Source organism: Marinobacter sp. OP 3.4 (genome assembly GCF_036224885.1).
Lineage (GTDB): Bacteria > Pseudomonadota > Gammaproteobacteria > Pseudomonadales > Oleiphilaceae > Marinobacter.
In genome coordinates this window covers 1-18,976 of sequence record NZ_JAVVLT010000010.1, presented here as the reverse complement: position 1 = coordinate 18,976, position 18,976 = coordinate 1, and the positions used below count along the sequence as shown (strand labels likewise).

General features: G+C 57.8%; 15 protein-coding genes. 3 read left to right on the top strand and 12 right to left on the bottom strand.

What is annotated here, in order from left to right; translation table 11 throughout:
- The first annotated feature begins 807 nt into the window (after nucleotides 1–807).
- Nucleotides 808–1,848: a type II glyceraldehyde-3-phosphate dehydrogenase gene (locus RO069_RS01635; protein WP_248236580.1), complete on the top strand. Its 1,041-nt coding sequence runs from the start codon at nucleotides 808–810 to the stop codon at nucleotides 1,846–1,848.
- Nucleotides 1,849–1,850: 2 nt separating this feature from the next.
- Nucleotides 1,851–2,966, top strand: coding sequence for a phospholipase D-like domain-containing protein (locus RO069_RS01630; RefSeq protein WP_248236579.1), 1,116 nt, complete (start codon nucleotides 1,851–1,853; stop codon nucleotides 2,964–2,966).
- Between the two features lie 111 nt (nucleotides 2,967–3,077).
- On the opposite strand, the gene RO069_RS01625 is transcribed toward RO069_RS01630, so the two are convergent.
- The 5 genes from RO069_RS01625 to RO069_RS01605 form a co-directional block, all read right to left on the bottom strand.
- Entirely contained in the window at nucleotides 3,078–3,464 is a 387-nt protein-coding gene (locus RO069_RS01625) for a DUF302 domain-containing protein (protein WP_091854522.1), read from the bottom strand.
- Nucleotides 3,465–3,539: 75 nt separating this feature from the next.
- Nucleotides 3,540–4,949, bottom strand: a complete 1,410-nt coding sequence (locus tag RO069_RS01620) for a hypothetical protein (RefSeq protein ID WP_248236578.1) — start codon at nucleotides 4,947–4,949, stop codon at nucleotides 3,540–3,542.
- A gap of 31 nt (nucleotides 4,950–4,980) precedes the next feature.
- Nucleotides 4,981–5,829: an outer membrane lipoprotein-sorting protein gene (locus RO069_RS01615; protein WP_248236577.1), complete on the bottom strand. Its 849-nt coding sequence runs from the start codon at nucleotides 5,827–5,829 to the stop codon at nucleotides 4,981–4,983.
- Nucleotides 5,826–8,540 carry an efflux RND transporter permease subunit gene (locus tag RO069_RS01610; RefSeq protein ID WP_248236576.1) on the bottom strand — a complete coding sequence of 905 codons (2,715 nt, stop codon included), beginning with the start codon at nucleotides 8,538–8,540 and terminating at the stop codon, nucleotides 5,826–5,828. Before RO069_RS01610 ends, RO069_RS01615 begins: the two co-directional genes overlap by 4 nt.
- 18 nt (nucleotides 8,541–8,558) lie before the next feature.
- Nucleotides 8,559–8,762, bottom strand: coding sequence for a YgaP family membrane protein (locus RO069_RS01605; RefSeq protein ID WP_053113999.1), 204 nt, complete (start codon nucleotides 8,760–8,762; stop codon nucleotides 8,559–8,561).
- 138 nt (nucleotides 8,763–8,900) lie between these two features.
- Here RO069_RS01605 and RO069_RS01600 point away from each other — a divergent pair, with 138 nt between their 5' ends.
- Complete coding sequence (locus tag RO069_RS01600) at nucleotides 8,901–9,266, top strand: ArsR/SmtB family transcription factor (RefSeq protein ID WP_320108782.1); 366 nt, start codon at nucleotides 8,901–8,903, stop codon at nucleotides 9,264–9,266.
- A gap of 84 nt (nucleotides 9,267–9,350) precedes the next feature.
- Here the strand turns inward: RO069_RS01600 and RO069_RS01595 are convergent, their stop codons facing one another.
- From RO069_RS01595 to RO069_RS01565, 7 genes are all read right to left on the bottom strand, one after another.
- Nucleotides 9,351–10,019 (bottom strand): methyltransferase family protein, encoded by a 669-nt coding sequence (locus tag RO069_RS01595; protein ID WP_199451724.1) that lies wholly within the window; start codon nucleotides 10,017–10,019, stop codon nucleotides 9,351–9,353.
- 141 nt (nucleotides 10,020–10,160) lie between these two features.
- Nucleotides 10,161–12,536: a xylulose 5-phosphate 3-epimerase gene (locus RO069_RS01590; RefSeq protein ID WP_248236575.1), complete on the bottom strand. Its 2,376-nt coding sequence runs from the start codon at nucleotides 12,534–12,536 to the stop codon at nucleotides 10,161–10,163.
- A gap of 97 nt (nucleotides 12,537–12,633) precedes the next feature.
- Entirely contained in the window at nucleotides 12,634–13,989 is a 1,356-nt protein-coding gene (locus tag RO069_RS01585) for an MBL fold metallo-hydrolase RNA specificity domain-containing protein (RefSeq protein ID WP_248236574.1), read from the bottom strand.
- Nucleotides 13,986–14,906: a ribose-phosphate diphosphokinase gene (locus RO069_RS01580; protein ID WP_008171255.1), complete on the bottom strand. Its 921-nt coding sequence runs from the start codon at nucleotides 14,904–14,906 to the stop codon at nucleotides 13,986–13,988. Before RO069_RS01580 ends, RO069_RS01585 begins: the two co-directional genes overlap by 4 nt.
- Nucleotides 14,903–16,417 (bottom strand): thymidine phosphorylase family protein, encoded by a 1,515-nt coding sequence (locus RO069_RS01575; protein WP_248236572.1) that lies wholly within the window; start codon nucleotides 16,415–16,417, stop codon nucleotides 14,903–14,905. The genes RO069_RS01580 and RO069_RS01575 overlap by 4 nt, the downstream gene beginning before the upstream one ends.
- 46 nt (nucleotides 16,418–16,463) lie before the next feature.
- On the bottom strand, nucleotides 16,464–16,922 hold the full coding sequence (locus tag RO069_RS01570) for a hypothetical protein (RefSeq protein WP_008171259.1): 459 nt from the start codon (nucleotides 16,920–16,922) through the stop codon (nucleotides 16,464–16,466).
- Between the two features lie 169 nt (nucleotides 16,923–17,091).
- On the bottom strand, nucleotides 17,092–18,909 hold the full coding sequence (locus RO069_RS01565; RefSeq protein ID WP_328184874.1) for a copper-translocating P-type ATPase: 1,818 nt from the start codon (nucleotides 18,907–18,909) through the stop codon (nucleotides 17,092–17,094).
- Nucleotides 18,910–18,976: the final 67 nt, after the last annotated feature.

Below are 18,976 nucleotides of genomic sequence, written 5' to 3'. Positions count from 1 at the left end.
AGATTTGCGTTTAGTGTAACGCTACCAGGCGTCTACCGTATCGGGGGCTTGCCACCAGGACCGAACGGTTCAGGACCGAATGAACGAAGGGGGAGATGATATCGGCGTCCCTGTATAGCCCAACGTTGCCTGTTCCGAGTTCCTCGTCCGTGAAAACAACCTCATGATTGCAGCAGGCCTGCTGCAAAATATCGCACTCCCACTTCTCTGCCTCAAAGAACACAATTTTCATTATCTCTCCTTAGCCATGCCCATTCTTACTCTGGCCAACCCACTAAGAGCCCCGGAACAGGAGTATCAGTGGGAGGTCCAGCGTTCTATCTGTCTATCTGTCCATTTCGTGCCTAAGACTTTCTCTCGACGCTGACGCAGAGCGTTCATCACCGCCGGCAACGAGGATGCACTCATTGCAAAAGTGGCAAAGGAAGGTCCTATCAGGATGCCAAGGAATCGGTAGAGCACACCGGCAGCCACAGGCTCAGCCGCACTGTTGTAGACTAGGGCAAAAAACAGGTTCTGCTTGCCGATGGTTTCATACCATTCGAGCCTCTCAAGGTTCGACCTGGTCATAAGCAATGTAGTTGCCCTCTACTGCACCCCATTCCACTACACCCGGCTGAACTGAACCTGAAAAGCACTTCTGCGCTTTGCATTTTTTTGATCACCATCAACTTTTCGGTAAAGCCATTGCCCTGAGGTACACGTCAAACCGGACTTTCAGCTGAAATTCAGTCTTTGTCTATAATCTGGTCACTTAAGCAACATAACAGTTCGCTCGCCCCTTTTCAGAAGCTGGAGATACAAAAGATGGTCGGTCAGAGAATTATTCGCGTCGCGGTCAACGGTTATGGCGTTATCGGCAAACGGGTAGCGCAAGCCGTTGCGGTACAAAAAGACATGGCTGTGGCTGGCGTAGCTGATGTCGCGCAGGACTGGCGAGTGAGGGCCGCGCTGAGTAGAGGGTATGCCCTGTACGGCGCGACTGAAGAGCACGCCGTTGCCATGGGCGCAGCCGGGCTTGATGTTTCCGGCACACTGGATGACTTACTTGAAGCCGCGGACATCGTGGTGGACTGTACACCGAAACACCTGGCCAGCAAGAATATCGAAACCTACCGGCGGCTCGGTATCAGGTTCATCGTTCATGGCGGCGAGAAACATCAAAGCACGGGCCATTCATTCGTTGCCGAGGCCAACTACGCCAGCGCTGTCGGCCGTGACTGCACACGCGTCGTATCGTGCAACACGACGTCGATCATTCGTACCCTGTCAGCGCTCAAACGCCACGGCTTGCTGGACCGGGCACGGGGAACCCTTCTGCGCCGGGCCACCGATCCCTGGGAGAGCCACCAGGGCGGGATCATGAATACCGTCGTGCCAGAGCCGGAGATTCCCAGTCACCAGGGCCCGGACGCCCAAAGTGTCGACCCGGACCTGGATGTGGTAACCATGGCGGTCAAGGTTCCGGAGACACTGGCCCACCTGCACTACTGGTCCGTTCAACTGACACGTGAGGCGAGTAAGGACGAAGTGCTCGATGCGTTCCGCACCTCCTCCCGCATTGTTTTCCTCCGGAACAGCGACGGGCTAAGCGCGATCAACAGTGTCAAGGAGTTGATGGCCGACCTTGGCCGACCTCACGACAGCCTGTATGAAGTCGCGCTTTGGGAAGACATGCTCAAAGTGCAGGGCAAAGAGCTGTTTTATGCCTATATGGTCGACAACCAGGCGATTGTTGTTCCGGAAACCATCGATGCCATACGCGCACTGACCGGGGCCGAACACGATGCGGAAACGTCGATCAGAAACACCAATGACAGCCTGGGTATCGGCTCTGTTGGCTTATAGATATGAACGGCAACCCCGGCGACGCCGCCTGTGAACCCGAGGACGGGGCCGTGAAGGATGTGTTCAGGCTGTTCGGTGAGGGAGACGAACTCTATGCGGAGATGATTCGCTCGGTCCGTGCTGCCACCCAGCGTATCTTTCTTGCTTCGTATATCCTGGCGGCGGACGAGGTGGGGACTGAACTGCTTGATGAACTGATGAAGCAGTCCCGCCACGGCCTCGACGTGCGCATTCACGTTGATGCGCTGGGCTCAAGCAGCGTTCTTACCCGAAAGCACCGACGCCAGCTCAGAGCCGCCGGCATCCGTCTTCAGCGCTTTCACCGCTGGAGTTGGCGGCAACCGATGCGTTACAACCGTCGCGACCATCGCAAGCTGCTGGTCATTGACGGCAAAACAGCGTACCTCGGCGGCTTCAACATTCATCGCGAGGGTTCAAGGCGCTTCTACGGCCCCCAGCGATGGCGCGATATGCATGTCTGCATCAACGGGCCCCTGGCCACAGTATCTGACACTCTGTTCAACGCCTTCTGGTGTGGTGACACGCAATGGAACCCAGACAGTCACACCGTCGGCGACAGCCGGATCATTCCCAATACAACACGAACCTGTCGCATCCAGCTACGGTGTGCCATCAAAGACCGGTTGGCCAGAGCGTCAGACAGAATCTGGTTGGCGACGCCCTATTTCGTACCGGATCGTGGATTACGCAAACAGCTTGCTCTCGCGGCCCGCCGGGGGGTCGATGTGCGGATTCTGACCACCGAAAAGACCGACTCGACCCCCGCACAATGGGCTGCCCGCGCCATTTACGGAGAACTACTGGAACACGGCGTTCGCATATTCGAGTACACGCCCCGGCTGTTGCATTCCAAAGTACTACTCGTTGACGAAGCCTGGGGCAGCATAGGAACCGCAAACTTCGACTACCGAAGTTTGTTTATTAACTATGAACTGACGCTGATTTCCACAAACGAAGCCTTGAATGGCCAGTTAAGAAACGAGTTCGTAACTGATTTGCTGGATGCCAGTGAAATCACTGGCATCGCCTGGAAACACCGCGGCTTCATGAAAGGCGTGTATGACACGCTTGGCCTGTTGCTACGCAAGTGGCTTTGACGTGGGCCGGCTTAGATCGGGGCTCAACTTGCTTGGTATGCCGAACCAAGGTCCCAGACACCCGGTGCGGCAATGATTAAAGACACAGCGAGTGCTTTGGTGCGAGTCGAGTTAGACCGCCTTGATAATCTCAGACAGCCTATCTCTCACCTCACCCGCAATATGCTTGAGTTGCTCATTTTCGATCGCTGTCATGGATAACACGGGATCAACCGCACTGACTTCAACGCCCTCCGGGGTCTCGCGCAGGATAACATTGCACGGCAACATAGCGCCTACCCGGGGTTCCACGCCAATGGCTTCCCAAGCCATGGCTGGATTGCAGGCACCGAGAATTCGGTAGGCGAGCATGTCCTTGTCCAGTTTCTTTTTCATGGTGGCCTTAACATCAATTTCTGTCAGAACCCCGAAACCCTGATCGGCCAGGGCCTTGCGGGTTCGCTCATCCACTGTCTCGAAATCCACATTCTGAATTACGCGATTCATTGTGTAAGACATATACATTTCCTTTTCTTTGGGTAAACCGAGTGAGGCCTATAGTAGCCAGCCCTTCAATATCAACACCTAACCTTTTCAGAACCCATAGCGTACCCCCAGATACAGGTTATTGTTGTCCTCAAACTGACCGAAGAAGGTTTCCTCCTGGGCGCCGAAAAACAGGTTTCCGCCGGCTTCAACAGAGAGATGGTCATCAACCTGATAGCCCACCCGGGGGCGCAGGTACGCGTCCCGGTCCGAGGGCGAGTAGAACAGGAACAACGACCACTCCAGATTCTGGCTGTGTGTCAGCCATGTCAGCCGCTGGGTGAGGACGTGGCGATTCTCGTCCCGCACCGGGGCACCCGGGGGCAAGGCCCGCCGGTAGGCCTCAAACTCGCCCATGCGCTCAAGGTAGTATTGCAGGCCCAGGGTCAGGTTACGGGCAATTTCCTGCTCATAGCCGAGCAGCAGGCGCAGCTCGCTGTTGCGTACTGTGGGATCGTCGCCATCGCGGTCTGCGCGGGAATCGTAATAGCCCAGCTCGACGTTGCCGATGCCGGCCCCCACCGGCCCGCGCAGGCTGGCGCCGAGCACCGACAGCGGAGGAAACCTGGCCCGACCGCTGGCCGGATCAGCCCCGGCCGGGCTCTTCCAGAAGCCGTCGTAGCCGTAGAGCGCGACCTCGTAGGCGCCAAGGTTACGGTACAGCCGGGCGGCCCACTCGTCGTCTTCGAACGCGTCCGCCGGGCGGCCCGCCAGTACAACCGCATTGCGCCCGGTCAGCCGCCCTTGCCCTGTGTTGAAGAAAGAGAGACGGCGACCGTCGATGAAGCGATCCGCGTCAAACCGGGGGGTGTAGACAAGGTCAAGATTGGCCCAGCTGGAAAAAGCCGAAACCTTCAGCGCGTCCGAGGGCGCCTTGAGGTACTCCACATCGCGGCCGATAAAAAACGAGACCCAGTCCTTGGGAAACAGATCGTTGATGAACACCAGGTCGCCGGTTCCCCAGGTTAGTATCTGGCGCCCCAGCTTGACATCGGTATCCGCGCTCGGCGAAAACACCAGGCTGGCCTCGCGCAGGTCGAACGCGCCCTCACCCGATTCCAGGTCCACCGACCGATCATCGTCCAGGTCGTCATAGAGAAAATCGCCGGTAAGGCGCAGCGTTACTCCCTTGAAATACTTCTCCGCCTCGAGCTGCAACCGGGTTTCGGCGATGGAGAGATCGCGCTGGTGAGGATCATCGCCCAGCCGGGTTCCGCCGCGGGCCTCCCAGAAGCCGCGCAGACGAAATGGCAGCGCCGCCGCAGCCGATCGGTCGGTGGTCTGTTCTGCTCCGGTCTCACCCCCGAGGCCCGCTGGCAGGGCCGGTTCTGCGGTATCACTGGCTGGCGCACCCAGCCCCTCCGGCAGCTCGGGCGCGGCCGCCCATAGCGCCCCGGGCGCTGCACCGAGAACGATACCCGCCAGCAACATGCCCCAGAGCAGGCTTCTGGTGTTCATCCACGCCCTCCTGCCCTCAGTGCACCGGTGGTCACTGCAAGTACTCCCTCGGTGCCCGGCGCAGATACCGCTCCGAAAACACGTCTTCCGGCAGGCTCAGGTCATAGTCAATGCCGCTGTAGGTCAGCTCCGTAGTGCCACCGTTACGCAGATTCTCCATCCTCGCCTTGACGACCGTGGGGTAACCCTGCACCTTCTCCACCGCCAGCGCGGTGTAACGCCGGTAGAGGTTGTCACTGTCGTCGATATACTCGGTGCGAACCGGCAGGAACGACTGCTTGTGGATATAGACATCGTAGTAGGCGAACTCAACCTCCCCGGGCCTCTTGGGTTTGTTGCGCACTACGTAGTAGTTATCCGTGGTTTCAATCAGCTCATGGCTGTCGGCATCAATACTGCGCCCGGAGATGTCCTCGTAGAAGAAATCCGAGCCGACGAAGCTGGTGCGTTTGTCGGAAGCGGCAATTCGCTTAACCAGATCCAGCGCCGGCAGGTACAGCCAGCGGTCGTCGTCCCGGTCCTGGTGTTTCCAAACCAGCAACGTCATCTGGCTCACATCCGCCGGTCGTCGGAAATAGACATAGTACTTCTGCTCGCCGAGATAGGCGCCCCCCTCAACGGCATCTGTCTCCGGACCGTCTCTCCGCAAAATGGTGAGTTCGCGACTACGGGTACGCCCCTGGCTATCCGTGATGGTCATAGCGACCCTGGCGCGGCCATCACGCCCCTGAAAGTAGGAGACCATATTGGCACGGTTGACAATGCGCTCCACCTCGGGCGCAGCGCCGGCATCCTGGGCCAGGGCAATGGGCGTGATGCCCAATGCCATTGCAATCAGGGCCAGCTTTTGGAACAGGGTAACAAGCCAGTATCTACTCATTGCACGCCTTCCTCTTGCTTTTGCGAATTCGGGACGGCCCTGCGGGCACCGGGAAACAGCCACCGTTGCAGCAGGGTTATCAGCGCCGGCAGGATCAGCAGTGTGCTCAGGCCGGCGGTCAACAGAATGGCCGCGATAAACACCCCCACCGTCTGGTAGGGCACGAGCGGCGCCGCCAGCAGCGGCAGGAAACCAACGCCAAGCACGATGGCGTTGCGGGTTATTGCTCGTGCAGGCTCACCGAACATCGGTGCCACCGAGCGACGCCAGGAGCCGGTCTCGGCCTGAGTGGCGCGGGTACGGGCCAGGAAGTGGATGGCGTAGTCCACGGCGAGCCCCAGACTCAGGGCGCTCAGCACGGCGACCGGCATATCGTAATTCTTGCCGACAATGCCGATCAGACCGTAGATGGCCCCGATGGTCACGGTCAGGGGGATCATGCACAGCAGGCCCCAGAGCAGAGAGCGGAACAATAGGGCCATCAACAGGAGCACAACAACGAAACTGCCGAACAGGGCCATGGCCATGCCGCTGACCATTTTTTCCTGCCAGACGACATTGATATAGTTCAGACCGAACCAGCGTGCCTGGAGCGATGCAGGCGGAGGGTTAGTCGCGATGAAGTCGTTGAGCGCCTCGACCACCCGGCTCATGTCCCGGTTATCGCCGCTGGTGAGCTGAACCCAGATGCTGGCATTCTGGTAATCGGGTGTAACGAAGTGCCAGAGGTCCTGAGGGCGATGGCCATTCTGGTAGGTGAGCAGGGTCTGCGCTACCGCCGCTGGACGGTCCGGAATGCGAAAGGCCTCGGCATCGCCACCCAGAAGTTCGCGGTGGACAGTTTTGACCACATCGGCGACGGAGTTGGACTTGCCGACCACACCGGTCTCGCCCAGCCGCTGCTGCAGCCTGGCGATGTAGCGCAGGACTTCGGGGCTTTTGAAGGTCTCGCTGCGCTGGCGTTCGCCATCGACGAAGGATTGTGCCTCGAGCCAGGCATCGTAGCGCGTGTCAGATGCCGCATCGAGTTGCACCCCGACGCGCTGATCCAGCTCATCGAGAAATGCCTTCGCCGAGTCAGTGTCCCCGCTTACCTCTCTCGCCATGGCACGCAGTTCTTCGAAGACGGCGACGGTCGCGTCTTCCTGCGCCTGCACATCCTTCTGGTGTGATGCCAGGCGATCAAGGAATGTCTGCCGATAGTCGGCCAAGATGACGTCACCACCCTCCGGAACCAACGCCAGATAGGCCATGTAGGTGCCGCCGAAATGTTCGTTGAGTACTCGGTCCGCCACCCGGATGGGATGCTCCGGCTCGAACCACTTGACCGGGTTATCATTGATACGGATCTGGCTGATGCCATAGCTCGCAGCCACCACCACGACCATGGTAACCACCAGCACCGCCCTGGCGTGGCCGACCACGCCCTCGCCGAGGCGATGCAGCCAGCGCCCCATGACTGTATTTCCATCTGGGTCCCCAACGGCGTGACCGAAGCCGGTGAGCCGCCGCTCCGGCATTAGCATGATGTATGCCGGAATAAAGGTTACCGTGCACAACCACGCCAGAAAGACGCCAATCGCGATAAAGATGCCAAACACCTGAACCGGCGGGATCGGGGTGAGTGCCAGTGACGCAAACCCGGCCATCGTCGTCAGGGTTGTGAACAGCATCGGTTTAAACAGTATCCCCATGACCTCCCGGATGGCCCGGCGGCGCTCCCGATGGTGAGGATAGCGGTCGAAGAATTCCGAGAGGATATGCACCGCGTCCAGCACCGCAATGGGCATGATGAATACGGGGATCATCGAGCTCATGATGTGGACGGTGCTACCGCTGATCACCAGCAACGCCATGGTGCTCGCAGCCGCCACCATGGCCACGATCATCGCCGAGGTAATGAGCCGGACGTGGCGGAAGAACCACCACATTGCCAGGAAGATGACCAGCATTGCCAGTGGCGCCGAAATCGCCATCTGGTAGAACATCTGCACACCGAACGTGTCCTCCGCCACGGGCAGCCCGGTGATGTAGACCTGATCGCTGGTATCCTCCCAGCCGGCGACTTTGTCAAGCAGGGCTTCGCGGACTCGGTAACTCATGTCCTTGCTGGTCAGCGGCAGGTAAAGAGCGACTGCCTTGCCATCGGCGCTGACCAGGGTATTGTCGAACAGCGGGATACGTTGCGCCCGCTCAAGAATAGCGAGCGCCTGGTTGCGGGTATCCGGCGGCTCTGGCATGAGCCAGCTGAAACGAACCGAGCCGACCCCCTCTTGCTCGATATTGTCGACCCGAGAGAGCGCGAGCATATCCTCCTCGACCACGCCCTCCTGCCGGCCCGGGTTGTCCGGATCGGGCCACCTGAGCGTACTGGCATACTCTGTCAGCTCATAGAGGCGCCGCAGCGAGCCGACGTTGAATACGCCGTCGGGGTCGCTCTCGTTGACCACACCCACCACGACCATGTCATAAAGCGAGAACTGCTCCTTCATGTCGTCGTGGAAAACGCGCACGGGTTCGTCGCCGGACAGCATGTTCTCTGGGTCGGTATCGATGGTTAGCGGATTAAGCAGACCAAATCGCTCGGGCCAGAGGCTCGGCAACGCCGCCAGCCCCACCAGCATCAGCGTGACGACCACCATGGTCCAAACGGTCAGGCGAGGACGGTCAGTGGCGAACTGTAGCCACGAACTCTCGGTTTTTTCAGACATTTACAGTGCCTCCGTGCGTCAATCGAAGGCGGCGCCGGGCTTCTTGCCCAAGGCCTTGAGGATCTTCGCCAGAGGGCAGAATCCACTGAAGGCAGCCTGCAGCATGTTGGCGCCCACAAACGCGGTGAACCACAGCCAGTAAGGCGAGTGGAGCTGGGAGAGCGCAAGACTTACAAGGATAAAAGATCCTGCGAATGCGAGTACAAGACGATCAATGGACATATCTCTCTCCTGTTATACTAACGCGCTCTAGATCCAACAGATTGCGCGCCCCGTCGAAATTACACGGTATTTGGGTTGTCTGCTTGGCGACTAACTATAAGGAAGCCGAAATTTGCCAGAGGACAAGCAACGCTTAACTTGTTGACCAAGTATGTTTCGGAAAAACTAACATATTCACGAATTCAGAGCTATGAATATATGAATGGCAACCAGATGTCAGAAGCGGCTGATCACGCTACTAACTTGTTAAAAGCACTCTCCGGAAAGAGCAGATTAATGATCCTCTGCCAACTAGTGGAAGGCGAGCGGGCGGTGAGCGAACTCGCCGATACACTGGATATGCGCCAAGCGGCTGTTTCCCAACAACTTGCTCTACTGCGCAAAGATGGCCTGGTCAATGTGCGCCGTGACGGACGAACCATGCGCTATTCTCTGGCGGGAGACAAAGCGCGCCGTATCATTGAGCTTCTATATGAACTGTTCTGCGATAACGAAACATTCTAGGGCCCGGAATTATCCATCGCAGGCTTACGGTAATATGGGGTGCATCTATCCATGTAGGCATGAGAATTCGCAGTAAGAAATACATCACGCTGCCTCATCATCGCTGCCGTTATGTGACGCAGCGGCGAGCTGACGCCACCGCCCCCAACGGGGGATGAACATTGGCACCTGCCGCTGGTAGGCACGGTACTCCTCACCAAACTCCTTGAGCACCTGCCGTTCCTCACGCCGAGCCAGCCATGTGTAGACAAGCACGATGGCCGGGAAAAGGCCGACCGAGAATAACGTTGGCCAATGCACCACCCCTTCTCCAAACAGAGCGATGAATAGCCCCGTATATTGCGGATGCCGCACATACGCATACAGGCCGTCTTTCACCAAACGGTTTTCACCTCGCGCCTTGTGGACCTGACGCCACCCCTGAATAAAGAGGCCGATCCCGGTGAACGCGAGCGCATAGCCGAGCAACATTGAGACCAACATCCCGGTTTCGCCCAGCCCTATCAGGGTCGACCACAGGCTGGCGCTGACATACTCACTGTCGAGGCCAAAAAAACGCACCAACAGATAAATAGTGAGCGGAAAACCGTACATTTCCGCATAAAGTGCAATGATGAAGGCCTGCACCACTCCGGCGCCGGCCCATTCCCGCCAGTTTTTCGGCGCGAAGTAACGGTAAAAGAACCAGGACACCAGAACGATAACGATCAGTGTGATGCCCCAGGCCCCAGCGTGATTGAACGATTCATTCATAGCATGATTTACCTATATGTCGGGCGGCTAGCTGAATCGGTTGCCGCCCGGATTGTTTTAGTGTGAGAATCAGCACGGTGATCACCAACGCTTTACTTTTCCCCGTAAAGACTGTTGTAAATCGATCCTCGCGCTCCATCGCTACAATGTCGCCTTATCAGCGCCTGAGGAGCCACTTTTTGACAGGATCGCCTGCACTATCGGATGTGCATCACATTTGTTGGCCTGCAGCAGCCCCGATGTATCCAGGGTGCCACCATGGTTTTCATAACCAAACGCCAGCGTCCGGTCAGGTCCGAGATCGAGAGGACGGCAGATTCCCAGCAATGCCTCTGGGCGCATATGGCAGACGAACACTCTGAGTTTTGTATCGTGGGGAAACAGCTCGGCCCTGTAAGAAGTACCAGACTGATGTCCTGACTCGATTGGATCCCGGGGACTCCGGAATCGACCGGGCTCGAGAAGGCAGACCACACCACTCGAAAGCCCTCTCTGAGCCAGCGCTTCGGCAACCTCAAGGCAAACCCGGAGTTGATAGGCGCCGACAGCGATCAACTGCACATCACCGGCTTCACCAAGAGCGATGGCACCATTCCGGAGCAATTGCACAGCCTGACGGCCGTCAAAAACGGCAGGCAGTTTTGCCTTGGGAACCGTCATGGCCCAGAACTGCCCCTGGGTTCGAAAACACTCGTTAAGGCACGCCACAGCACTATTGCAGTCGGGAGGATAGACAACGCGGGCAGTGTCACTCATTTCTCCCATCAGGACTTCGCCGAAGGCCGGGTCCTGATGAGACTGCTCGTTCTTGCCGTTTTCCCAGAGGTGCGACGTCGCAATGACCGGCACGGATAACCATCGGGCGGGCCGACCGAGACTTTTCTGGTGTCGCGCAAAAATAATTTCCTGCCGAAGAGCGCCAATCATTTTCATGGCAAACGCTTCGTAGGACACCACCAGATTCATACCTCCCTTATTACCCAGAGCGGCGCTGACAACGGCCTCCTCATTCAGGGCTGTGATTACCGAGCCGTGAAGGGATTCCGCAAGGCCGGGCTCGGGCGTCAGGGTGCGATGCTTCAGAAGGTCAAGCGACTGGTTCATCTGATTACTACGCAATTCATCCGGGTTCCCCAGGCGAATACGAAGCGCCGGGTTGGCCTTTACAAGGGCAACAAACTGCCGATCAATCGCCACCATGGGCGACTCTGATACCGCCGTTTGCAACCAGACCGGTTCGGGTACAGTTTGCAGCTTGACGTCACGACAACTCAGCGGATGATCCTTTTCCGCAGGCCGATCGTCTGCCCGGTGAGTTGCCAGCACGTCGCGGGCGCCGTGAATCTCGATCTCGGGCACAAACAAACGGGCAATGGATTCGTTAAAGTGCCTGCGCGAGACCTCATCAAATCTCGGTATTGCCGGAAGCGGGGTACCATGCGCCGCGTTTGAACCAGCACCATAGAAACCATAGCCTTTGACCGTCTCGGCAATCAGATAGGGGAGCTTTACAGGGTACCTCATGTGGCCGGCGCTGACCTGTTCGCTGCACGCCTGAAGCCTCGATTCGGCCTCGAAGATGCCCCAGATAAAGGCCGCAGGATCGCGGCCATCAATGAGTATGGGGTAAAAGCCATTGAGCTCCAGGTGCTGCCGGAACCAGTCCGTCCCCCCTTGCAGAAAAATGGTTGACCGTTGATCAATGCGGCGCCCGTTAGCAATCATCACCGGGGTCACCAGGCCACAGTCCTCGGCTCGCCACCAGCGGCTTGCCCAGTCGCTGCCCCGCTGCTCCTCAAATGCCCCATCACTGAGAAACGCGACCAGACGCTCCCCCGGCAGCGGCATGTGGGTGTATTGCAGTTCAGCGAAGCCCAGATATCCGCCCTCGATCAGCCCGCCGGCAGTGTGGGGGTTGACGTGACTGCCCAGGGGAACCCCCGGTGTGCCATCCGGAGTGACGGCGTAGCTGTAAAAGTCACTCACCAGCCGGGACAGCCCCACCTCGTCGAGCGTGTACCGAGCCTGCTGTTCTGGATGCAGATTGCCGAGCAGTATGTTGACGCTTTCGATAGCCGCCACACAGTGCCCCTGCCCCATCAGCCAGCTACGGGTCAGCCCCGCCAACGCGTTGGCGGCCGTGTAGCCAAGATAGGCAGGCACCATGTTCAGCGAACCACCGGTATGCCCCTGAGGATTTTCCTTGAAGTCATCCGCCGCCAGCGGCTGTCCGGACAGGTCCACTCTGCTGGCATAAGTCATGTGGGCTACCAGCCACATGGCCGCGTTGGTGAGGGTGTCTGCAGCCTCGAAAATAATCAGGGCATCGTCGAGCGAGTCATAACGCCCGGCACAAACGAGTTCCTGGCACAGGTCGAACACGCGCACCTGGGTCAAATCGGTATGTTCGATCACCCCGCGCCCTTTTGCCCAGTTGGCAAACTGGGGGTAACGCTGCCGGTATTGGGCAGCACGCTGCTGGATTCGATGTGAATCCTCAATGGAATAGCCGTTCATGATCTCTCCCTGATAACTCTACTGACGTTAATGGTGGCCTACTAGAAATCCTCGCCGTAAATATCCGGATTACCCCGGGTATTTGCCCGGTCTCACATCAAAGACGCAAAATGGATTGGTAGCTTGCCACCTCCACCTCAAACCGGGTGTTCTGACGCAAGTGATCCTTCATGGCCTCCAGCGCATCAGGGTCTCCATGAATCAAGTTGATCGGCGTTTCGGGGGCTAAGTCACTTTGAGCCAGCCACTGTTCAATCTCTGTGAAATCTCCATGCCCGGAAAGCCCACTCAACACCTCCAGCCGGGCCTTGACCGGAATCCAGTCGCCGTGGATCTTGATCCTTTCCGCTCCATCAACCATTTTGGCGCCTCGTGTCCCCCCTGCCTGATAACCGGCAAAGATAACGGTTGTACGGTGCTGGCCGAGGAGACGTTTGAAGTGATGAAGAATGCGACCGCCCGTTGCCATACCGCTGCCTGCAATAATTACGTGCGGGTAGGCCTGGTCAGCCAGCGCCTTGGAGTCTTGGACGCTGCGGCTATAGTGAACGGTGCTGCACATTTCATGGCATTCTGAACTGCTCAACCGATGCTGATCTTCGTAGCGGCAGTAAATCTCAGAAACATCAATCGCCATGGGGCTATCCAGATAAACTGGCAACCTTGGAATTCGTCCCGCCTTCATCAGGTCGGTGAGCATATGCTGCAAGACCTGCGCTCTGCCCACGGCAAAGGCCGGAATCAGTATATTGCCCCCTTTGTCGACCGTTTCGTTAACGATGTCCGCCAGTTGTGACAGCAAATCCACGTCTTCGTGGCGACGATCGCCATATGTTGATTCCAGCATCAGCATGTCGAGTGCTGGCAGGGGTGCCGGTGGCCTCATGAAAATATCATTGAGGCGGCCCACATCGCCGGAAAAACCGACGCATTTACCTTCCGCCTCGATGATGACACAGGCCGCCCCGAGAATGTGCCCGACCGGTCGCAGATGAAAGCGTATATCACCGAGCTGGATCACTTGGTGAAAGTCCACCGACTGAAACAGCTCCATGCAGGCTTCTGCATCCTCCTGATCATACAGGGGCTCCGGATTCTCATGCCTGCTCAGCTTATGGCGGCCGAGGTAATGTGCCTCCTCTTCCTGAAGATGGCCGCTATCGGCCAGCAATATGCTGCATAGCTCTCGGGTGGCATGATGGGTATAAACCGCCCCCCGGAAGCCCTGCTTGTACAACACGGGGATGTAGCCTGAATGATCCAGATGGGCATGGGTCAGAAGCACGGCATCCAGCGAGGCAATATCGAGCGGCAACGGTTGCCGGTTGCGCTTTCTCAGCCACTTGTACCCCTGAAACAGGCCGCAATCGACCAATACACGTGTCTGGCCGGTTTCAACCAGGAACTTGGAGCCGGTCACGGTTTCCGTGCCACCCAGAAATGTAATGTTCATCGGCGCTCATCCTCCACCTGATTGAGAAAATGCCTGACCGGCGGCACCAGCAACTCGCTGACATCGATCTCATTGCTGCTGTGTGGAACCGTGTTGGTGGTCACCAGCGTCTGCAGGCCGGTACCCAGAAGGTAGGTGTCCGAGGCCTCCGCAAAAATGCCATGCACCGCCGCACACAGGATGGCCTCCGTGCCTTGTGCCTTAAGTGCCCTGACACACTCGCCAATGGTGCGGCCGCTGGAAATAACGTCATCAATGATGACGGCTTTCCGGCCGTTATACGCCGAGATATCCGGCAAGGTGACTTCAACGCGCCGGTCACCCAGACGCTGCTTGGTGCCAATGACATAAGGATGGTTACTGGCCTGCGCGATACTTGATACCCATTGCTCACTTTCCGCGTCCGGACCTACCAGCAACAGACCGTTTTGCCCCCGTAGCCAATCCGCCAGCGCCGGTGCTCCCTGAACAACTTGCGTGGGTATGCTGTAGATTTCGTCAAGAGACTGGTACCTGTGCAAATGTGGATCAACGGTGATCAGCCAGTCGATATGTAAAGACAAAGACTGGGCAAACACCCTGGAAGTGACCGCCTCCCCTTCTTCGAAGCGTCGATCCTGGCGCATATAGCAAAGATAGGGCGCCACCAACCCAATCGACCTGGCACCGAGTTCCCGGAGAGTTTCAAAGAGAAACAGGAGAGCAAGGTATTTGGTGTCTGGATGCGTTAGGTCGGCCAATATTACGCAGTTCGCACCTTTGACTGATGTGAGCACACGTAAGTAGGACTCACCATCAGGGAACCTCCGCACCTCCAAACTTCCCGGCTCCAGATTGAGCCGATCACAAAGTTTTTCCCGTAATGGATGGGGAGCAAGGCTGAACAACACACTTTTTTCAGTAATGCCCACAATCATTCCTCTCGCTTTACAGTGAAGATTGCCGGCCCCATATCGTTAAACGCCAGCGCATAATCCTGCTGCCCCGGACTGTCACTGAGCAATTCATAGAGAGGCTCTCCCTTAGTGACTCTATCACCGACGGTCGCCAGTAGCCGCAGCCCTGCGGTAGAGCTGGCAGGTGCGCCTGCCAGCTTGGCGACACGGGCAAGCCGACGATTGTCGATAGACACGATTGTTCCGGATTCCGAGCACAGAACTGGGCGCCTAAAACGGGCTTCACCTAAGCTCCTCTGCCCTCCCTGAGCCTCTGTTATACGCTTGAACTGCCCCCAGGCAGAGCCGTTTTGAAGTAGTCGTTCTGCTTTGACCATCCCCTCTTTCACGCCACGACCATCAGCCAGATCGAACAAATGGCCAGCCAGCATGATGGCGCGGCTCCGTAGATCCTCCGGCGCACCCCGCTTTCCCTGCAACACGGCCAAAACATCACGGGCCTCCTCTGTCGGCCCGATCCCTGCACCAACCGGCTTGCTGCCGTCTGTCGCGATGCAGCGTACCTTCAGCCCACAGGCCGCCCCAACGCTTGTGAAAAGAGAGGCCAGCCGGTCGGCATCGCCGGGCGTTCGAACCTTGGCCGTCTCCCCCACCGGAATATCAATCACCGCATGGGTGGAACCGGCAGCAATCTTCTTGGACAGCACCGAGGCCACGAGCTGGCCCTCACCATCAAGGTCCAGCGCTCTCTCGATGCGAATCAACAGGTCATCAGCCGGGCTGAGGTTCATCGCCCCACCCCAGGCGAGACAGGCACCGGTTTCTCTGACCACACGGCGAATCTCGTTCAGCCCAAGCCTCACATTGGTCAGCGCTTCCATGGTGTCCGCTGTTCCCGCCGGTGAGGTGATGGCACGGGAGGAGGTTTTAGGCATTACTAAGCCTGCTGCGCTGACGATCGACACAACCAGCGGCGTGGTCCGGTTGCCCGGCAGGCCTCCAACACAGTGTTTGTCGAACACACGATCCACGCCTGGCCAATCGAGCTGTTGTCCGCAATTCACCATCGCCTGGGTCAAAGCAACAATCTCATCGAAACCTAATCTGCCACCCGCACAAGCGCTCAGGAAACAGGCTATTTCGACATCGCTGTATTTGTGTGCGGAGATATCGGAGACAATGCGGGCCATCTCAGCCGGAAGCAAGCTGTGTCCGAATACTTTCCGACGAACCAGACTCAAGGATTCGATATAGGGCGCATGATGTACTGAAACCAGGTCAGACTGAGCCACCCCGAGCCGCTCTATGGCGATATCTGAAAGCCCCGCATACCCTTTGGGAACCGTTTCATCAGACGAAATATTGAGAGTTGCGATGATGGAACGTCCCTGCGAGGAAATTCCCACCCTGGAACTGGCGGCGAATCCTTCTGAAAGGCACACATCACAATCATCACGCATGTAGACGACAGGCTCCTGATGAGTATTGATACCCATCTTGAAAACCCGTAACTGACTGGAAGACGCCACCATGTATCAACATCCTTTTCTGCGTCGAAGAATAATTTCAGTGTTCTGATCAGAGGTCGTTCATACGCCCTATCTGCCTGGCCAATCGCATAGCTTCGTTCTCTTCCATGGTTAGCAACGATTGCAGTAATTCTTTCGCCTCGGGAATCTCGGCTTTGTCGGCCATGGTGCGATAAAGGTCCTCTATCTGATCATGGAAATCGAATACTTCTCTGCATATGCCCTCAAAATCCAGCTGTGCGTAGGGCTCATCGCAGGTTCTGTGGGTCTTAATGGGATGGTGAGACAGGTAGTCGTAGACCCTTGTCTCCAATGCTTTGAAATCGCCCTGCGACTTGAATTCATTCACGATACGTTCCATTTCCGATTCATGGGTCGCCAGATAGTCCAGCAGCGCCCGTGCTCGCTCCTCTTCATTCTTCGTAGCGCAATGTGACATACACCTTGCAAGGTGAGCATGCAAATCCCGTGTCCAGCTAATAAGTTCTCCAAAGGTTTTGATGTCCATTTACCCGTTCCCCCTTGTTGTCATTAATCATGTCAGCAAACAGCAATTACCTACCACTTAAACTCATAAGCCTGAATTCACACTGAAAAACCCCAACAAAAGATGCAAAAAGAGTCGCTCAATAGCGTGGGCTTGATGAACATCAATTTTTCCAATTGGAAGTGTTCGTCTACCCTAAGCCGTCCAGTTGGGTGCGCTTTAACAGGAGTGCATTTACCGCAACAAGAGCGGAGCTTCCAGACATTGCGAGCGCCGCTACTTCTGGGCTTATCACCAACGGATAGAACACGCCTGCCGCCGCGGGAAAGGCGATGACGTTATAGCCCACCGCCCAGAACAGGTTCTGGTGCATCTTGCGCAGGGTAGCGCGCGACAGCTCGATGGCGCCGAGCACGTCGTAAGGATCGCTCTTCATAAGCACTACGTCAGCGCTTTCGATGGCCACGTCGGTGCCGGCACCAATGGCAAAACCTACCTCCGCCTGGGTCAGTGCCGGGGCGTCATTGACACCGTCGCCCACCATGCCAACCTTCTTGCCCTGAGCCTGGAGCTCCTTGATCTTGTCTGCTTTCTGCCCCGGAAGGACATCGGCGATCACCATCTCAATGCCGAGTTCCCGGGCGATGCGCTCGGCGGTGGCCTGGTTGTCGCCGGTGAGCATCGCCACCTCCACCCCGCGTTCACGCATCTTTTTGACCATTGCAGTAGCGGTGGGGCGCGGCGCATCGGCAATGGCGATAAGGCCGACCAGCTTCCCGTCCTGGGCGACGTGCACCACGGTCTGACCCGCGCTCTGCAGACGCGCGGCCTCGTCCTTCAGGCTCGCCATGTCGACCTTCTCTTCGTCCATCAGCCGGCGGTTGCCGAGCAGCACGGTCTTGCTGCCAATCTCCGCCCGCGCGCCCTTGCCCTCGATGTTGGTGAAGCCGGTCAGCGGATCGAGCTGCAAGCCTTCGGCCTTACTTTGTATCGCCTTGGCCAGAGGATGGTCCGAGCCCTGCTCCACCGTCCCCGCCAGTGCGAGGACCGCCTCCTCGGTGCTGCCCGCCACCACGACCACCTCGACCACCTGCGGCTCGCCCATGGTCAGGGTGCCGGTCTTGTCGAAGACCACAATATCCAGCCGGGTGGCATCCTCAAGTGCAGAGGCATTCTTGAACAAGATGCCGTTCCTGGCGCCGAGGCCGGTGCCCACCATCACGGCCATGGGCGTGGCAAGGCCGAGGGCGTCCGGGCAGGCGATGACAAATACGGTGATGGTCAGGGTCACGGCAAGCAGCAGGCTTTCGCCAATCCACCAGAACCAGACGGCAAAGGTGAGCAGACCGATCACGATGGCAATCACCACCAGCCACTGTGACGCTTTGTCCGCCAGCAGCTGCGCCGGAGCCTTGGAGTTCTGCGCCTCCTGAACCAGTTTGACAATCTGTGCCAGGGCCGTATCGGACCCCACCTTGGTGGCGCGATACCTGAAACTGCCGCTCTTGTTAATGGTGGCGCCGATCACCTTGTCGCCGGGCTTTTTTTCCACCGGCATGGACTCGCCGGTGAGCATGGACTCATCCACCAGGGAGTCGCCCTCCAAGACCTCACCGTCCACCGGAATCTTATTGCCGGGGCGGATCACGACGATGTCGTCCTTCAGAACCTCAGCGGTGGGAACCTCCCGTTCCTGGCCATCACGCAACACAGTGGCCTTGGGCGGCGCGAGATCCATCAGCGAGCGGATGGCGTCCGAGGCACCGGCACGGGCGCGCATCTCCAGCCAATGGCCGAGCAGGATGAACACCAGCAGCACCGCCACCGCCTCGAAAAACTGCACACCCGGGAAAAAGAGCGTGGAACCGACGCTGAACAGGTAGCCAGTACCCACCGAGAGAACGACCAGCACAGCCATGTTGAGCACGCCGTTTTTCAGCGCGCGCCAGGCGGCAACAAAGAACGGCCAGCTTGGCCAGAGCACGGCGATGCTTGCCAGTAATAGCAACCACAGGTCTAGCCCGGATTTCTCATGAGAAGGCAGTAAAAGGAAGGAAGAAGCGGCTTAAAGTGGT

What these genes read in the sequence shown, in the direction of transcription:
- RO069_RS01635 (WP_248236580.1), top strand. Translation starts at nt 808, where the DNA reads ATGGTCGGTCAGAGAATTATTCGCGTCGCGGTCAACGGTTATGGCGTT.
- RO069_RS01630 (WP_248236579.1), top strand. Translation starts at nt 1,851, where the DNA reads ATGAACGGCAACCCCGGCGACGCCGCCTGTGAACCCGAGGACGGGGCC.
- RO069_RS01625 (WP_091854522.1), bottom strand. Translation starts at nt 3,464, where the DNA reads ATGTCTTACACAATGAATCGCGTAATTCAGAATGTGGATTTCGAGACA.
- RO069_RS01620 (WP_248236578.1), bottom strand. Translation starts at nt 4,949, where the DNA reads ATGAACACCAGAAGCCTGCTCTGGGGCATGTTGCTGGCGGGTATCGTT.
- RO069_RS01615 (WP_248236577.1), bottom strand. Translation starts at nt 5,829, where the DNA reads ATGAGTAGATACTGGCTTGTTACCCTGTTCCAAAAGCTGGCCCTGATT.
- RO069_RS01610 (WP_248236576.1), bottom strand. Translation starts at nt 8,540, where the DNA reads ATGTCTGAAAAAACCGAGAGTTCGTGGCTACAGTTCGCCACTGACCGT.
- RO069_RS01605 (WP_053113999.1), bottom strand. Translation starts at nt 8,762, where the DNA reads ATGTCCATTGATCGTCTTGTACTCGCATTCGCAGGATCTTTTATCCTT.
- RO069_RS01595 (WP_199451724.1), bottom strand. Translation starts at nt 10,019, where the DNA reads ATGAATGAATCGTTCAATCACGCTGGGGCCTGGGGCATCACACTGATC.
- RO069_RS01590 (WP_248236575.1), bottom strand. Translation starts at nt 12,536, where the DNA reads ATGAACGGCTATTCCATTGAGGATTCACATCGAATCCAGCAGCGTGCT.
- RO069_RS01585 (WP_248236574.1), bottom strand. Translation starts at nt 13,989, where the DNA reads ATGAACATTACATTTCTGGGTGGCACGGAAACCGTGACCGGCTCCAAG.
- RO069_RS01580 (WP_008171255.1), bottom strand. Translation starts at nt 14,906, where the DNA reads ATGATTGTGGGCATTACTGAAAAAAGTGTGTTGTTCAGCCTTGCTCCC.
- RO069_RS01575 (WP_248236572.1), bottom strand. Translation starts at nt 16,417, where the DNA reads ATGGTGGCGTCTTCCAGTCAGTTACGGGTTTTCAAGATGGGTATCAAT.
- RO069_RS01570 (WP_008171259.1), bottom strand. Translation starts at nt 16,922, where the DNA reads ATGGACATCAAAACCTTTGGAGAACTTATTAGCTGGACACGGGATTTG.